This window comes from Microvirga sp. 2YAF29, from assembly GCF_052114605.1.
Taxonomy (GTDB): domain Bacteria; phylum Pseudomonadota; class Alphaproteobacteria; order Rhizobiales; family Beijerinckiaceae; genus Microvirga.
In genome coordinates this window covers 110,737-126,212 of record NZ_JBFRFB010000007.1, presented here as the reverse complement: position 1 = coordinate 126,212, position 15,476 = coordinate 110,737, and the positions used below count along the sequence as shown (strand labels likewise).

18 protein-coding genes are annotated in these 15,476 nt (G+C 62.1%); 10 read left to right on the top strand and 8 right to left on the bottom strand.

Features of this window, described 5'->3' with window-relative positions; translation table 11 throughout:
* The first annotated feature begins 153 nt into the window (after positions 1-153).
* The 7 genes from AB4Y85_RS11560 to AB4Y85_RS11530 all read left to right on the top strand — a co-directional run bounded on the left by AB4Y85_RS11560 (position 154) and on the right by AB4Y85_RS11530 (position 8,058).
* A complete protein-coding gene (locus AB4Y85_RS11560; RefSeq protein WP_441985145.1) occupies positions 154-1,932 on the top strand; it encodes a M3 family oligoendopeptidase in 1,779 nt (592 codons plus the stop codon).
* Positions 1,932-3,293 (top strand): ABC1 kinase family protein, encoded by a 1,362-nt coding sequence (locus AB4Y85_RS11555; protein ID WP_441985041.1) that lies wholly within the window; start codon positions 1,932-1,934, stop codon positions 3,291-3,293. Before AB4Y85_RS11560 ends, AB4Y85_RS11555 begins: the two co-directional genes overlap by 1 nt.
* Positions 3,294-3,357: 64 nt before the next feature.
* A complete protein-coding gene (locus tag AB4Y85_RS11550; protein WP_441985040.1) occupies positions 3,358-4,575 on the top strand; it encodes a glycosyltransferase in 1,218 nt (405 codons plus the stop codon).
* A 110-nt stretch (positions 4,576-4,685) separates the two neighbouring features.
* On the top strand, positions 4,686-4,979 hold the full coding sequence (locus AB4Y85_RS11545) for an aa3-type cytochrome c oxidase subunit IV (RefSeq protein WP_441985039.1): 294 nt from the start codon (positions 4,686-4,688) through the stop codon (positions 4,977-4,979).
* A gap of 74 nt (positions 4,980-5,053) precedes the next feature.
* Positions 5,054-6,190 carry a Re/Si-specific NAD(P)(+) transhydrogenase subunit alpha gene (locus AB4Y85_RS11540; protein WP_441985038.1) on the top strand — a complete coding sequence of 379 codons (1,137 nt, stop codon included), beginning with the start codon at positions 5,054-5,056 and terminating at the stop codon, positions 6,188-6,190.
* 16 nt (positions 6,191-6,206) lie between these two features.
* Positions 6,207-6,656, top strand: coding sequence for a proton-translocating transhydrogenase family protein (locus AB4Y85_RS11535; protein ID WP_441985037.1), 450 nt, complete (start codon positions 6,207-6,209; stop codon positions 6,654-6,656).
* Between the two features lie 4 nt (positions 6,657-6,660).
* On the top strand, positions 6,661-8,058 hold the full coding sequence (locus AB4Y85_RS11530; protein ID WP_441985036.1) for an NAD(P)(+) transhydrogenase (Re/Si-specific) subunit beta: 1,398 nt from the start codon (positions 6,661-6,663) through the stop codon (positions 8,056-8,058).
* A gap of 138 nt (positions 8,059-8,196) precedes the next feature.
* Here the strand turns inward: AB4Y85_RS11530 and AB4Y85_RS11525 are convergent, their stop codons facing one another.
* Entirely contained in the window at positions 8,197-8,532 is a 336-nt protein-coding gene (locus tag AB4Y85_RS11525) for a low affinity iron permease family protein (RefSeq protein ID WP_441985035.1), read from the bottom strand.
* Between the two features lie 239 nt (positions 8,533-8,771).
* Between AB4Y85_RS11525 and AB4Y85_RS11520 the strand changes: the two genes are divergently transcribed.
* The gene (locus AB4Y85_RS11520) at positions 8,772-9,251 is read left to right on the top strand and encodes a GNAT family N-acetyltransferase (protein ID WP_441985034.1); all 480 of its coding nucleotides are present in this window, start codon (positions 8,772-8,774) and stop codon (positions 9,249-9,251) included.
* On the opposite strand, the gene AB4Y85_RS11515 is transcribed toward AB4Y85_RS11520, so the two are convergent.
* On the bottom strand, positions 9,226-10,068 hold the full coding sequence (locus tag AB4Y85_RS11515; protein ID WP_441985033.1) for a helix-turn-helix transcriptional regulator: 843 nt from the start codon (positions 10,066-10,068) through the stop codon (positions 9,226-9,228). The genes AB4Y85_RS11520 and AB4Y85_RS11515 overlap by 26 nt on opposite strands.
* Before the next feature lie 11 nt (positions 10,069-10,079).
* On the opposite strand from AB4Y85_RS11515, the gene AB4Y85_RS11510 reads away from it, so the two are divergent.
* Positions 10,080-10,664, top strand: coding sequence for a VOC family protein (locus AB4Y85_RS11510; protein ID WP_441985032.1), 585 nt, complete (start codon positions 10,080-10,082; stop codon positions 10,662-10,664).
* Positions 10,665-10,786: 122 nt separating this feature from the next.
* Here the strand turns inward: AB4Y85_RS11510 and AB4Y85_RS11505 are convergent, their stop codons facing one another.
* From AB4Y85_RS11505 to AB4Y85_RS11485, 5 genes are all read right to left on the bottom strand, one after another.
* Positions 10,787-11,647, bottom strand: a complete 861-nt coding sequence (locus AB4Y85_RS11505; RefSeq protein WP_441985144.1) for a tetratricopeptide repeat protein — start codon at positions 11,645-11,647, stop codon at positions 10,787-10,789.
* Positions 11,648-11,893: 246 nt separating this feature from the next.
* Positions 11,894-12,148 carry a 30S ribosomal protein S21 gene (gene rpsU / locus AB4Y85_RS11500; RefSeq protein WP_441985031.1) on the bottom strand — a complete coding sequence of 85 codons (255 nt, stop codon included), beginning with the start codon at positions 12,146-12,148 and terminating at the stop codon, positions 11,894-11,896.
* 171 nt (positions 12,149-12,319) lie between these two features.
* Positions 12,320-13,396 (bottom strand): 5-(carboxyamino)imidazole ribonucleotide synthase, encoded by a 1,077-nt coding sequence (locus AB4Y85_RS11495; protein ID WP_441985030.1) that lies wholly within the window; start codon positions 13,394-13,396, stop codon positions 12,320-12,322.
* A gap of 4 nt (positions 13,397-13,400) precedes the next feature.
* A complete protein-coding gene (gene purE, locus AB4Y85_RS11490; protein WP_441985029.1) occupies positions 13,401-13,892 on the bottom strand; it encodes a 5-(carboxyamino)imidazole ribonucleotide mutase in 492 nt (163 codons plus the stop codon).
* Positions 13,893-13,983: 91 nt separating this feature from the next.
* Positions 13,984-14,184 carry a YdcH family protein gene (locus AB4Y85_RS11485; RefSeq protein WP_441985028.1) on the bottom strand — a complete coding sequence of 67 codons (201 nt, stop codon included), beginning with the start codon at positions 14,182-14,184 and terminating at the stop codon, positions 13,984-13,986.
* 197 nt (positions 14,185-14,381) lie between these two features.
* Here AB4Y85_RS11485 and AB4Y85_RS11480 point away from each other — a divergent pair, with 197 nt between their 5' ends.
* A complete protein-coding gene (locus tag AB4Y85_RS11480) occupies positions 14,382-14,564 on the top strand; it encodes a YdcH family protein (protein ID WP_441985027.1) in 183 nt (60 codons plus the stop codon).
* A gap of 76 nt (positions 14,565-14,640) precedes the next feature.
* Here AB4Y85_RS11480 and AB4Y85_RS11475 read toward each other — a convergent pair whose 3' ends face one another.
* On the bottom strand, positions 14,641-15,399 hold the full coding sequence (locus tag AB4Y85_RS11475; protein ID WP_441985026.1) for a sulfite exporter TauE/SafE family protein: 759 nt from the start codon (positions 15,397-15,399) through the stop codon (positions 14,641-14,643).
* Positions 15,400-15,476: the final 77 nt, after the last annotated feature.

Below are 15,476 nucleotides of genomic sequence, written 5' to 3'. Positions count from 1 at the left end.
GAGGCTGGGTTGATCCGAAGCCGGTCGACGCCAATATGAGTGGCATTCTTGCCCCGAGCCCCGTTCCCGGTCATGGTCCGTCCCTTGCCTCTTATGAAAGCCTCTCCCTTGCACCAGACATCCACTACAGGCGCCGCCCAGGTCGATCTCGGCATGCTTCCCGAATGGAACCTGTCCCATCTCTATCCGGGCATGGACAGCGATGCATTCAAGCGCGATCTCGCCTGGTCTGAGGGGGAGTGCAAGGCGTTTGCTACGGCCTATCGCGGCAAGCTCGATGCCATGGTGCGCGGCGAGAAGGGACCCGAGACCCTGACCGAGGTGATCAAGCGCTACGAGGCGCTGGAGGATGTGCTTGGCCGCATCATGTCCTATGCGGGCCTCGTCTATTCCGGCGACACCACCGACCCGATCCGCGCCAAGTTCTACGGCGACACCCAGGAGCGGCTGACGACGGCCTCCACCGAGCTCCTGTTCTTCGGGCTGGAGCTCAACCGCATCGACGATGCGGTGCTGGACAAGGCGGTCGCGCAGGCCCCGCTGTCCCATTACAAACCGTGGATCGAGGACCTGCGCAAGGACAAGCCCTTCCAGCTCGACGACAAGATCGAGCAGCTTTTCCATGAGAAGTCCGTGACCGGGCGTTCCGCCTGGAACCGTCTGTTCGACGAGACCATCGCATCGCTTCGCTTCAACGTGCGCGGCGAGGAACTGCCGATCGAGCCGACGCTCAACAAGCTGCAGGACACGGACGAGACTATCCGCAAGGATGCGTCCGACGCACTCGCGAAAACCTTCCAGGCGAACTTACGCACCTTCACGCTCATCACCAACACGCTCGCCAAGGACAAGGAAATCTCCGACCGCTGGCGCGGCTTCGAGGACGTGGCGGATTCCCGCCATCTCGCCAACCGCGTCGAGCGCGAGGTGGTGGAGGCGCTGGTTTCCGCCGTGCGCGAGGCCTATCCGCGCCTGTCGCACCGCTATTATGCGCTGAAAGCCAAGTGGTTCGGCAAGGACAAGCTCGACCATTGGGACCGCAATGCGCCGCTCCCCAAAGTCGAACAGCGCACGATCCCGTGGAACGAGGCGCGCGATACGGTGCTCTCCGCTTATTCCGCCTTCTCGCCAAAGATGGCCGACATCGCGCAGCGCTTCTTCGACGAAGACTGGATCGATGCGCCCACCCGTCCCGGCAAGGCGCCCGGCGCTTTCGCGCATCCGACCGTGCCCTCAGCGCATCCGTATGTGCTGCTCAACTACCAGGGCAAGCCGCGCGATGTGATGACGCTCGCGCATGAACTCGGCCACGGCGTGCATCAGGTTCTCGCCGCGCCCAACGGCGCGCTCATGGCGCCGACGCCGCTGACATTGGCCGAGACGGCAAGTGTGTTCGGCGAAATGCTCACCTTCCGCCGCCTGCTCGATCAGACCACGAACCCGGTGCAGCGCAAGGCGATGTTGGCGGCCAAGGTCGAGGACATGCTCAACACGGTCGTGCGCCAGATCGCGTTTTATTCCTTCGAGCGGAAAGTGCATCTGGAACGGCGCAACGGCGAGCTCACCGCCGACAAATTGTGCGAACTCTGGATGTCGGTGCAGGACGAGAGCCTTGGTCCGTCGATCCGTTTGGGTGCGGGCTACGAGAGCTTCTGGACCTACATCCCGCACTTCATCCATTCCCCCTTCTACGTCTACGCCTATGCCTTCGGCGACTGCCTCGTGAACTCGCTCTACGGCAAATACGAGACGGCCAACGAGGGCTTCGTGGATCGCTATTTCGCGCTTCTCTCGGCGGGCGGGTCCAAGCCCTACGGAGAGCTTCTCGCGCCCTTCGGCCTCGACGCCCGCGATCCGTCCTTCTGGCAGATCGGCCTGTCGATGATCGAGCGGCTGATCGGTGAACTCGAGGCGATGGAAAAGACAGCCTGATGGCGGATAACGAGGCGAACCGCTTTTCCGCACGCGCGGCGCGCTATGCCCGTGTCGGCGCCAATATGGGCGGTGTCGCCGCGCGCATGGCGGGCTCGCGCCTTTTCGGGCGCGAGGGAGCGGATGCCTCCAACGCGGCTTTGCTCGCGCAGGCGCTGGGAGGCCTGAAAGGGCCGATCATGAAGGTGGCGCAGCTGCTCGCCACTATCCCCGATCTGATCCCGCCGGAATACGCATCCGAATTGCAGAAGCTCCAGAGCGAGGCGCCGCCCATGGGTGCGGCTTTCGTGAAGCGGCGCATGCAGGCGGAACTTGGGGCCCAATGGCAGGACCGCTTCGGCTCGTTCGACCTCAACCCGTCCGCCGCGGCATCGTTGGGGCAGGTGCATCGCGCCACGACGAAGGGCGGCGAGAAGCTCGCCTGCAAGCTGCAATATCCCGACATGCAATCCGCCGTGGAGGCGGACCTCAAGCAGCTGGAATTCGTCTTCGCCCTTCACCGCCGCATGGACCCTGCCATCGACACGCGCGAGATCTCCAAGGAGATCGGCGAGCGAGTGCGCGAGGAACTCGATTACGAGCGCGAGGCCAAGCACGCCGCGCTCTATGCGCGAGCCTTGAGCGATGTGGACGAAGTGCGCGTGCCGGACGTGCATCCGGAGCTGTCCACCAAGCGACTGTTGTCGCTGCAATGGCTCGAAGGCGAGAAGATCCTGCAATTCACCGAGAGCCCGGTGGAAATCCGCAACCGGCTGGCGATTGCCATGTTCAAGGCTTGGTGGCACCCCTTCAGCCATACGGCGGTGATCCATGGCGATCCGCATCTCGGCAATTACACGGTCTTTTCCGAGGGCGGCGAGGCGAGGGGCATCAACCTGCTCGATTACGGCTGCATCCGCATCTTCCATCCGCGCTTCGTCGGCGGTGTGGTCGATCTCTATCGCGGCTTGCAGACCGATGACCGCGCCCGCATCGTCCATGCCTACGAGACCTGGGGCTTCAAGAATCTCTCGAACGAGCTGATCGACATTCTCAATATCTGGGCCCGCTTCATCTATGCCCCGCTCCTCGACGATCGGGTGCGCACCGTCGCCGACGGAGTGAAGCCCGGCGAATACGGCCGCCGTCAGGCTTTCGAGGTGCATAAGGCCCTGAAGGAAAAGGGGCCGGTCACGGTGCCGCGCGAATTCGTGTTCATGGACCGGGCGGCGGTCGGCCTCGGCGCGGTGTTCCTGCACCTCAAGGCCGAGCTGAACTATCATCAGCTCTTTGAGACCGAAATCGAACGATTCTCTCTCGATGCCCTGGCCCAGCGGCAGCAGGAGATTTTGGTAGCTTCCGGTTTACCCTCTCCCATGTAATGAGGTTGCACATCCGGTCGTGAGCCTTTACAGGCTTACGATACGTTAAGGGGGCAGCCAAAAAATGAAGATCGTCTTCGTCCACCAGAATTTTCCAGGCCAATTCCTGCGTCTGGCAAAGACCTTCGTCGAGGAAGGCCACGAGGTGGTTGCTCTGGGGATGCAGCGCGAATGCAAGATCCCCGGCGTGAAGTATTATTCCTACAACGCTGTTCCGGGGCCGGACGACCCGAAGTGGGATAACCGCTACTCTCCAGTCATCCCCCGTCTTCGCCGCGCCTATGGTGTGGCCCACAAGGCCCGCGAGCTGGCCAATCAGGGCCTCGAGCCGGATGTGGTGGTCGTCAATACGGGCTGGGGTGAAAACCTGTTCCTGAAGGATGTTTGGCCCAAGGCCAAGCATGTGGCCTATTTTGAATATTACTACTCCGCCAAGGGTCAGGATCTCGATTTCGACCCGGAATTCCCGGTCTCTAGCGAAGAAGTGATCTGGCGGCTGCGCCTCAAGAACTCGATGCAGCTCGGGGCGCTGGATGCCGCCGATGTGGCGGTGGCCCCCACGCAATACCAGCGCGATACGTTCCCGACTTACCTGCATGATCGGATCGAGATCATCCACGACGGCATCGATACCGACTTCCTCAAGCCGAACCCGACCGTCAAGCTTCAGCTCGGCGACAAAGGCGTGAAGTTCACTCGCGAGAAGCCCGTCGTCACCTATGTGACCCGGAACATCGAGCCGATGCGCGGCGCGCATATCGTCCTGCGCAGCCTGCCCTACCTCCTCGACATCAATCCCGATCTGCAGGTCGCCATCATCGGCGGCAAGGGCACCAGCTATTCGGGCTCGGCTCCCGAGGGGCAGGCCTGGCTCGACGTGTTCCGCTCCAAGATCGAGCGCCCCGTGGACTGGTCGCGCGTCCATTTCCTCGGAAACCTGCCTTACGAGCATTTCGTCAAGGTGCTGCAGGTCTCCTCGGCCCATATCTACATGACCTATCCCTTCGTCCTCTCCTGGTCCTCCATCGAATCCATGGCGCTCGAATGCCGGATCGTGGCCTCGGATACGGCCCCGGTTCGCGAGATCATCACCGATGGCGTGAATGGCCGCCTTTTCCCGTTCTTCGACGAGAAGGCCCTGGCCGAGCGGGTGCGCGAAACCTTGGCCGACACGGAAAAATCCGCCGCCATGGCCCGCGAGGCACGCCGGATTGCGGTGGAGAAATATGATTACAAAAAGGTTTGCCTGCCTCAATGGCGCGAGTTTCTTGGGATAAAATAACGCTTTGCCGCGTTCATAAAGTTGCCAAGTAAGCGTCGCGAAAGATTGCGGCGCCTCACCGCATGCGTTAAACGCAGCAATTAACAACCTAAGCTAACAAGGCGTGAATCATGGCCGATACAAAACATGCGCCGCATGGGGGTTACAGTCCGGATATGGACGGCCCCGCCCATGAGGTGACCTACACCGGATTTGTGCGTTTTGCCGAAATCGGCACCGCCATCGTCATCTGTTTCGTGCTGGCTCTGGCGGTCGGCGGAATTAAGCATGCCTGGCTGACTTCCATCATGGGTGTCATCCTCTCGCTGGTTGCGGGCGGAATAGGGGCCATGTCGCCCTCCATCGGGGTCAGGGCCCCGGCGGCGGTCGGCGTTCTGCTGTTGTTGGCTTTGGTCTTCTTCTAATTCTTTCTCTTCCAAAAAGCCCTGTTTCAGGGCTTTTTGTTTGTCTGACATAAAATCGTTCGCAGGGGGGAAGCATGCGGATTGCCGTTTTATCCGAAACCGATGCCGTGGAAACACGTGTCGCCGCCACGCCTGACACGATCAAGAAATACAAAGCGCTCGGCGCCGATGTGGCCGTTCAGGCCGGCGCCGGCCTGAAGGCCGGCATTCCCGATGCGGAATTTGAGGCTGCCGGTGCGACCATCGCCGCCAATGCTGCCGAGGCTCTGAAGGATGCGGATGTCGTCCTCAAGGTCCGCCGTCCCGGTCAGGGCGAGCTCGAGGGCGTGAAGCCCGGCGCGCTCGTCATCGGCATCCTGGACCCTTACGGCCAGGATGCGGCGCTCAAAGCCCTGGCGGAGGCCCAGGTCGCGGCCTTCTCCATGGAGCTGATGCCCCGCATCACCCGTGCGCAGGTCATGGACGTGCTCTCCTCCCAGGCCAACCTCGCCGGCTACCGCGCTGTCGTGGATGCCACCGCCGAATATGGCCGCGCCATGCCGATGATGATGACCGCAGCCGGCACCGTGCCCGCCGCCCGCGTCTTCATCATGGGAGCGGGCGTCGCCGGTCTTCAGGCTGTCGCCACGGCTCGCCGCCTCGGCGCAATCGTGACCGCCACCGATGTGCGCCCCGCCGCCAAGGAGCAGGTGGAGAGCCTCGGCGCCAAGTTCGTCGCGGTCGAGGACGAGGAATTCAAGCAGGCCGAGACCGCCGGCGGCTACGCCAAGGAAATGTCGGCGGAGTACAAGGCCAAGCAGGCGGACCTCGTGACCGCCCACATCGCCAAGCAGGACATCGTCATCACCACGGCGCTGATCCCTGGCCGCCCGGCTCCGAAGCTCATCACGAAGGCCATGGTGGAATCCATGAAGCCGGGCTCCGTGATCGTCGATCTGGCGGTGGAGCGCGGCGGCAATTGCGAGGTCTCCAAGCCCGGCAAGATCGCGACCCATAACGGCGTGAAGATCGTCGGCCACCTCAACGTGCCCGGCCGTCTCGCGGCCACTGCGTCGAGCCTCTACGCGAAGAACCTCTATGCCTTCGTCGAGACGCTGATCGACAAGGAGAGCAAGGCGCTTTCCGTGAAATGGGACGACGAGCTCGTGAAGGCGACCTGCCTGACCCGGGACGGCGCGATCGTCCACTCCGCATTCCAGCCTAAAGCTTAATTCTAGGGGGACCATCATGGCGACACTCACGCCTGAACAGGCCGTCGAGCAGGCCCGCGCGGCAGCCGAGACGGCCCAGCGCGCGGCCGATACCGCGCAGGCCCTGGCCGACCAGGTGGCAGCCGCCGCCGGAGCAGCCGTTTCCACCGTCACTCACGGCGCGGTGGACCCCACGGTCTTCCGCCTCGCCATCTTCGTGCTGGCGATCTTCGTCGGCTATTACGTGGTCTGGCAGGTGACTCCTGCGCTGCACACGCCGCTCATGTCGGTGACCAACGCCATCTCCTCGGTCATCGTGGTCGGCGCGCTCCTGGCGGTCGGCGTCAATGTGGCCGACAGCTTCGGGGACGGGCCCATCTGGGCGCGCGCGCTCGGCTTCATCGGCCTCATCCTTGCCAGCATCAACATTTTCGGCGGCTTCCTGGTGACCCAGCGCATGCTTGCCATGTACCGGAAGAAGGGTTGAGGCCATGTCGGCAAACCTTGCCTCGCTCCTTTATCTCGTCTCCGGCGTCCTGTTCATCCTGGCGCTGCGCGGCCTGTCGCATCCCACCACCTCCCGGCAGGGCAACCTGTACGGCATGGTGGGCATGGGCATCGCCATCGTCACAACCCTGTTCGTGTCCCCGCCCAGCGGCTTTAGCGGCTGGTTCCTGGCTTTCTGGGGCATCGTGATCGGTGGCGCCATCGGCGCGGTCATCGCCAGGCGCGTGCCCATGACGGCCATGCCGCAGCTGGTCGCGGCCTTCCACTCGCTGGTCGGCCTCGCAGCGGTGCTCGTAGCAGCGGGCGCGCTCTATGCGCCGCAGGCCTTCGGCATCGGCGCACCGGGCACGATCCATGGTGGTTCGCTGTTCGAAATGGCGCTCGGCGCCGCTATCGGCGCCATCACCTTCACGGGCTCGGTCATCGCGTTCCTGAAGCTCGACGGGCGCATGTCCGGCAAGCCCATCCTGCTGACGGGCCGTCACTTCATCAACATCGCGCTCGGCGTGCTGCTGCTGGTGCTGCTCGTCACCTTCATCCGCACGGAAAGCCACACGGTGTTCTGGCTCATCGTGCTGGTGTCCTTCGTGCTCGGCGTCACGCTCATCATCCCCATCGGCGGCGCGGACATGCCTGTCGTGGTGTCGATGCTGAACTCCTACTCGGGTTGGGCCGCAGCCGGCATCGGCTTCACGCTCGGCAACCTCGCGCTCATCATCACGGGCGCGCTGGTCGGTTCCTCGGGCGCGATCCTGTCCTACATCATGTGCAAGGGCATGAACCGCTCCTTCATCTCCGTCATCCTCGGCGGCTTCGGTGGGGATACCACCGCAGCGGCAGGCGGTGCGGTCGAGACGCGCCCCGTCAAGCAGGGCTCGGCGGATGACGCGGCCTACATCATGAAGAACGCCGCCAAGGTCATCATCGTGCCGGGTTACGGCATGGCGGTCGCCCAGGCGCAGCACGCGCTTCGCGAGATGGCCGACGAGCTGAAGGCCGAGGGCGTGGAAGTGAAGTATGCCATTCACCCGGTGGCGGGCCGCATGCCCGGCCACATGAACGTGCTGCTCGCGGAAGCCAACGTGCCTTACGACGAGGTCTTCGAACTCGAGGACATCAACAGCGAATTCGCGCAGGCCGACGTGGCCTTCGTGATCGGCGCCAACGATGTCACGAACCCCGCCGCCAAGACCGATCCGGCCTCGCCGATCTTTGGCATGCCGATCCTCGATGTCGAGCGCGCCAAGACCGTGCTCTTCATCAAGCGCGGCATGGGCTCGGGCTATGCGGGCGTCGAGAACGAGCTGTTCTTCCGCGACAACACCATGATGCTCTTCGGCGATGCCAAGAAGGTCGTGGACGATATCCTGAAGAACATCTGATCTCCTTCGAAGGTAAAATGAAAATGCCCGGCTAAGCGCCGGGCATTTTCATTTTCGGGCGTTCCGTTCTCATCCTGAGAGCCAAGCCCATCATGAACCGGACTTTCAGGATGAGGACGGAACAATCGATGGGTCGGGTTAGGCCGCCTCCTTGAAGCCGAGCTTCTCTTCACGAAGGCTGCGGATCTCGTGCAGCAGCTCCCGGTTCGTGCTCTCCATGTCACGCAGCCGCACCTCCATCTCGTCGATGGTGCGGTTTCCCGTGTTCTGGAGCAGGAACACCATCAGGAAGGTGCAGATCGTGGTTCCGGTGTTGATCACAAGCTGCCACGTATCGGAGAATTGAAAAATCGGGCCCGAGATGGCCCATACCAGGACAAGCCCGCAGGCTGCCATGAAGGCATAGGGATGTCCGAGATTGTCTGAGATCCACTCTGCGAGAAGCTCGAAACGGTTCGTGATGAATGTTTTCATGGTGCTCTCCTTGCGACCAGCCGCCACAGGCCCAATCACAGGAGAGCTGAGCGATCAGCCGCCTATGCGAGCCTCTGACGGCATGGTCTTTCGACTGTCGCTGGGCATGGGTTTATGCTTCCATCAATGGGCAGGTCCTCGGTGTCCCGCAGGCCTGCTATGCTCTTTGAGGCTGACTTTTAAGCCTCAGAAGGCATAACACGCATCCCGATCAGTTTGTTCAGTCCGGACCGCCTTCCATGCCTTCCATCACCCTGCGCACCGCCCAGCCTCACGACCGCGACACGGTCGTCGAGCTGATTCATCGCCTAAATGTGTTCGAGGCGGATCTGACGGGCGACCGGCGCCGGGATTACGGTGCGGCCAATGCCTATTACGATGACCTGCTGACCCGTTTGTCGCGGCGGGGCGGACGGATCGTCCTGGCGGAAACCGGCAGAAGCGTCGTGGCGGCCATGGGCTTCTCGCTGGATCAGGATGCGGCCTATGTCACCGACGATGTGCGCCAGCACGGCACGGTGACGGACCTGATCGTCGATGAGGAGTATCGGGGGCAGGGGATTGGGCAGAAGCTTCTGCTGGAGGCCGAGCGCCTGACGCGGGAGGCGGGCCTGAAGCGCCTCGTCATTGGTGCCCTCGTCGCCAACGAGCGGGCCGAGCGCACCTACCGCGCCTTCGGCTTTCAACCTTACGTTACCATCCTGGCAAAGGAACTATAAGGCCGGCGCCCTGCGCCGCGGCTTCAGCAGGCGTGTAGATTACGAACTGTACTCTGCCATCCCCGACATCTGCTTGCAGAGTGGCATAATCGTAAACTATTCGCCCGAGGTTCGGATGGTTGATAGTCTTGCGCCACGTTGCCGGCGCACGAACATCCTGGCGCGGCCACCATAAGGCAAATTCTCTGCTTGCTTTTAAGAGGCGGGCCACACGCGCGCGGCAGAACTGATCATCATGAAGCTGTGCCGTTTGAGCGCGATATTGGGCAATTGCTCCCTTCGCGATTTCATCCCAATCCACGAAGAGCTTGCGCCAGTCGGCATTGAGAAACAGTAGATCCAAAATGTTGCGCGTGTCCGGTGAGAGCGCGTCGAAATCTCCGAACAATTGAGTAGCGGGCTCATTCCACGCCATGACGTTCCAATAGAGATCGGTCACGTAGACCGGATATGGAGAGAGACCGCGCAGAGTCGCTAGAAGTGGAGCAGGCAGTTCCTGTGTTGATCGTGCCAGCGTAGCCAAAGCCAGATCGGGTCTCGCAAGGTTGATCAAATGAACTCGCTCGGCGGAGTCGAGGCGCAGAGCGTTACCAAGCCGCGTGAGCACAGCAAGAGAAGGATTTGTGGGCCTTGCCTGTTCCATCCAGGTATACCAGGTGGCGCTGATGCCAGCGAGTTGGGCGACCTCTTCGCGGAGCAATCCTAAAGCCCGGCGTCGCGGTGAGGGCGTGATGCCGACGTCAACCGGCTGAACTTTTTCGCGCCTGGATTTGAGAAAGTCCGCTAGTTCTTCTCGTCGCGTATTGCTATCCAGCACGGATCTCTCCAATGGTGGTACTGCTGCTACTAGTAGTGCTGGTCATCTGGTACCAGTATTTAGGATCATTGTATCTGGCTTCTCCACTAGGAGAACCAAAAATGTCTAAGACCCGTCGTGAAGTTGTTTCCGCTGTTGGCAGTGTAGCCGTTGCTGCTGCGTACAATGTTGAGGCGGAAGCTGCCAACGTGATCGAGAACGAAAAGGCCGGTGCGCTCTCGGCTATTCGGCATATGGATTACGTAGTGATTTTTGCCCGAGACCTGTCGGCCATGCGCCAATTCTATGAGAAAGTTATGGCGTTTCCGCTTTATCGCGAGCTATTTCCGCAATGGATCGAGTATCGTGTCGGCGGCACTTTGCTGGCTCTAACGCAGAAGGGCGTGCTTTTCAATGATCCTGATCCTGCCAAGGGTGCGGCAGCGCTTCAGCTCGCTTTCCGCGTGACACCGGAGCAGGTGAATGCCTGTGCAAAGGATCTCAAAGCTCAAGGAATCACGTTGCTCTCGGAACCCACTGACCAACCCTGGGGGCACCGGACGCTCTTCTTCCGCGATCCTGATGGCAACATCATCGAGATCTACGCAGATATTTGAAGTCACCGTAGAAGTCAGATTTACAAAAGGAGAGGGCGCCCGAATTGCGCCCTCTTGGTATCGGCTGCAGTCTTCGACAAGAGCGGCTACACGATGCGCCGCTTCATACATAACATGGTCAATTACCTGAACAGGCCTGCCACGCCGCCCTGGAGGCGCTGGTTGCCCTGGCGGGCGACCGTGTTCGACGAGTCCAGGGCGAGAGCGCGGGAATAGCTCTCGACGGCGCCTTGCTTGTCGCCCTTTCTCTCCATCGCCACGCCGCGCCACGCCCAGGAGTTGGCGTCCCGGTTGTCGACGTTGAGGGCCGCGTTGAAGTCCTCGATGGCCTTGTCGTACTGGTTCGTGGCCACATAGCTCTGGCCGCGGGCGGCGTAAGGCGCGCCCACGAAGGGGTTGCGGTCGATGGTGGCGTCGAAGTCGAGGATCGCCTGGGGGTGCATGTTCTGGCGCTGGTAGAGCAGGCCGCGCGAGTGAAGCGCCTCGGCCGATTCGGGCAGCAGGCGGGTCGCCATGTTCAGGTCGCTCAGGGCTTCCTGGAAATTGTTCTGGGCGCGCAGCAGGTTGGCGCGGCCGATATAGGCGGGGCCGTAATTCGGGTCAGCCTGGATCGCGCGGCTGAAGTCGGCCAAGGCCTGATCGTTCCGATTCGTCTGGCGAAGCGCCAGCGCGCGGTTGGTATAGGCCGGGGCGTAATTGGGATCGATCTGGATCGCCTTGGTGAAATCGGCGGTCGCGTCGCTGTAGCGGCCCACGCGGGCATAGGCCGCGCCGCGGGTATTGTAGGCGCTCGGATCGTTCGGATTGCGCGAGATCACGTCGGAGAGGGACGAGATGTTCACCTGGCTCGTGCCCTGCGTGTCCTCTTCCACCACGGCGATCCGCTGGGAGGGGCCGCCACCTGTGGTGCTGCAGGCTGCTAGGCCAAGGGTGGCAAGGGTCAGACTCACGGGTACAAAACGGCGAATGGATCGGGCGAGCACCTTCGTCTCCAAATTCTTACTCAACGTACTGGAGTAACCATACTGGCGGAAAATCCTTAACAGCCGTGAAACACGGCAACAGAAAGGCGGTCCGGAAAGAAAACATGATCGGCTCCAGCTGCTTGGGCTGCACGATGCGCTCTTTATGGAATGGAGCCCCGGACATGCAAACAGCGCCTCTGCTGTCGCAGAAAGCGCTGTTTCACAATCGATAGGCTGGCCCTTTTCAGGGCCTGCTTGAAGATCTTAGCGGGGTGCGCCTGTGCGCGGCGCCGGTACCACGCGCGGCTTCGAAGGCAGGAGGCCTTCGCGCTGCATGCGCTTGCGGATCAGCTTGCGGGCGCGGCGAACGGCCTCGGCCTTCTCGCGAGCCTTCTTCTCAGAGGGCTTCTCGTAGTGGCCGCGAAGCTTCATCTCGCGGAAGATGCCCTCACGCTGCATCTTCTTCTTGAGAGCGCGGAGCGCCTGATCGACGTTGTTATCCCGGACAAGAACCTGCACGCGAATTCCTCGTAAATTTCGAACCGTTTCGATTGTGGTAAAAGCAAACGAGGCGCGTCATGCGCACCTCAATACTGGGTCGCCTCGATATCAGAAGCAGGCTTGCCTGTCCAGACTTGCTTCCGACAAAAGCGCTACGCGAGAACAATAACGCGTCTTATCCAACTAAGTTCAGGCCTTTTCCGGGAAAACACGGGTGACATGCCCCATTTTCCGGCCAGCCCGAGCCTCGGCCTTGCCGTAGAGGTGCAGATGGGTGCCCGGCTCGGCCAGAATCTGCTCCCAGGCATCTACATCGTGCCCGATCAGATTCTTCATCTCCACGCGGCCCAGGCGGGCGGGTTCGCCCAAGGGCCACCCGCAGACGGCTCGGATATGCTGCTCGAACTGCGAGGTCACGGCCCCGCCGAGGGTCCAGTGACCGGAATTGTGGACCCGGGGAGCGATCTCGTTCACCACCAGGCGCTCGCCGCCCTCCGTGACGAGGAACAGCTCGACCGCGAGCACGCCTACGTAATCCAGGGCATCCGCGATGGATTTCGCGATCGCGAAGGCCTCGTTCTCGGTCTTGAAGGAAACGCCTGCGGGAACCCGCGTCACGTCGAGGATGTGGTGGCGGTGCTCATTGGCGCACAGATCGTAGGCCGCGAAATTCCCCGAGGCGGTGCGGGCCGCCACCACGGAGACCTCCCGCTCGAAGGGTACGAAGCCTTCGAGAATCGATGAGGCGCGGCCAATCTCGTCCCAGGCGGCAACCGGGTCGGTGCCGGGCCGGATCATGACCTGGCCCTTGCCGTCATAGCCGAAGCGCCGGGTCTTGAGCACGGCAGGGGCGCCGATGCGCTCCAGGGCGGCCTTCAGCTCGGCTGCGTCGGAAAAGGCGGCGAAGGGCGCCACCGGAATGCCGAGGCCGGAAATGAAGCTCTTTTCCAGGAAACGGTCCTGCGAGACCGCCAGCGCCTGCGCGTTGGGCGCGAGCAGGGTATGGGCGCTCAACGTGGCGGCGGTTTCGCTCGGCACGTTCTCGAATTCATAAGTCACCACGTCCACGGATTTGGCGAAGCGCACCAGCGCCGCCTCGTCCTCATAAGGTGCGACAGTCACGTCGGCGGCCACGTCGAAGGCGGGGCTGTTCTCCTCGGGCGCGTAGACATGGACCTTGAGGCCCAGTTCAGCGGCCGCCATGGCCATCATGCGGCCCAGCTGTCCGCCGCCGAGGATACCGATGGTGCAGCCGGGACGGATCATGATGTCAGCCTTCGTCAGAGGGGCGCTCGGCCACGCTGTCGCTCTGGCGCCGGCGCCAGGCATCGAGGCGCTGGGCCAGGGCGGGATCTTGCAGGGCGAGCACGGCGGCGGAAAGCAGGGCCGCATTCACGGCGCCGGCCTTGCCGATGGCGAGCGTTCCGACCGGAATGCCGGCGGGCATCTGCACGATGGAGAGCAGGCTGTCCTGGCCGGACAGGGCCTTCGATTCCACCGGCACGCCGAAAACAGGGAGGGGGGTCATGGAGGCGGCCATGCCCGGCAGATGGGCGGCGCCCCCTGCGCCCGCGATGATCACCTGGAAGCCCTCGGCCCTGGCGCCCTTGGCGAAGGCCACAAGGCGGTCCGGGGTACGGTGGGCGGAGACGATGCGGGCATCGTAAGCGATGCCGAGCGCATCCAGGGTCTCGGCGGCGTGGCGCATGGTGGCCCAGTCCGACTGACTGCCCATAATGATGGCAACGGGGGCTTGCGCCATGATGTGCTCCGGCTCTGACGCCAAGGGGATGAGGCGGACATAACGAAGCAACCCTGGACAGGCAAGCTTCGCCTCGAAAACTCCAGAGAAATCAGGCGATGATGTCGGGGGTCAGCTGGTCTTCGATCTGGATGATCTGATCTTTCAGGGCGAGCTTGCGCTTCTTCAGGCGCTGAACCTGCAGCTGGTCGCCGGCGATCAAGCTCTCGAGGGCATCGATCGCCATGTCGAGATCGCGATGCTCCTGCTTGAGGCGGGCCAGTTGCGTTTCCAGGTCGTCCTGTTCGTTCATGAAAATTATCCAGAATGCACGGACTTGTGAAGTCGTGCGGAAGGGGCCGGATTATGCTCTTGGGGCTCTATGAGAGCAAGTGGATGATCCCGCAATGCAGCATCTATTGTTGCGTAATTTTGCCGGCTTTGCCCTCGACTCGCCACACTCCGGCGGTCACAATATCCGGGTCAGCAAACCAAACAGGAGGAACTGACATGCCGCTGCAGAATCATCTGGTGGAACTTGAGCGTAAGCACCGGGCTCTCGAACGTGAGATTCAGGATACCCTCAACAAACCATCCATGGATGACATCAGGCTGGCTCAACTGAAACGGAGAAAATTGCAGCTTAAGGACGAGATTACCCGACTGAGAACCTCCGATATGGAGATTCACTAGCCTCGGCTCACCAAAACATTCCCAAGGAAAGCCGTCGTTTCCTTTAGGAACGGCGGCTTTTCCATTTCAGACGGCCTCAAAGCAGCGCCCGCGCCCCGTCAAAGATCAACTTGGCGCCCACGAAGATCAGCAGCACATAGACGACCGTGTAGAAGCGCCGCCCCGAGACACGCCGCACCAGCAGCACGCCCGCCCAGGTGGACGCGATGGCGACAGGAACCAGGGCTGCGGCGGTGGTCATGTTCTCGGTGGTGAACTGGCCGAGCGCGAGATAGGGCGGCACCTTGATCCAGTTGAGGATCGCGAAGAGCACGGAGCCCGTGCCGACGAAAACATCGCGTGGCAGCTTCTGCGGCATCACATAGATCTGGAAAGGCGGCCCGCCCGCATGAGCGATCATGCTGGTAAAGCCCGTCACCCAGCCCCAGAACAGCCCGCGCGGGGTCGAGCCGGGCACCGGATCGGGCGGCACCGGGCCGCGCTCCAGCACGAGCCTACGGATGGCGAAAGCCACGGAAATGATGCCTACCGCCAATGCAATGGCCGCGTCCGACACTTTGGCCGCCAGAAGGTAGCCGGTGACCACGCCCGACAGGCCGCCCAGCACCAGCAGCACTACGTTGCGCATGTCCCAGGTGTAGCGATAGGCCCACACCGAGACCACGTCCTGCACGATCAGGATAGGCAGGGTGATGGCGGCGGCCTGCACCGGCGAGACGACCAGCGCCATGAGCGGAAGCGAGAGAAGCCCGAGCCCTGCAAGGCCGCCTTTCCCTAGGCCCAGCAGCGTAACGGCTGGAATGGCGGCGGCATAGAAAAGCGGATCGGTGATCATCGAAAATTCCGAGGGTGGCCAAAAGTCGAGTGGCCGAAAGTCGCCGCTGACCGCAGCCCAGCCGCCTGCTACCACAA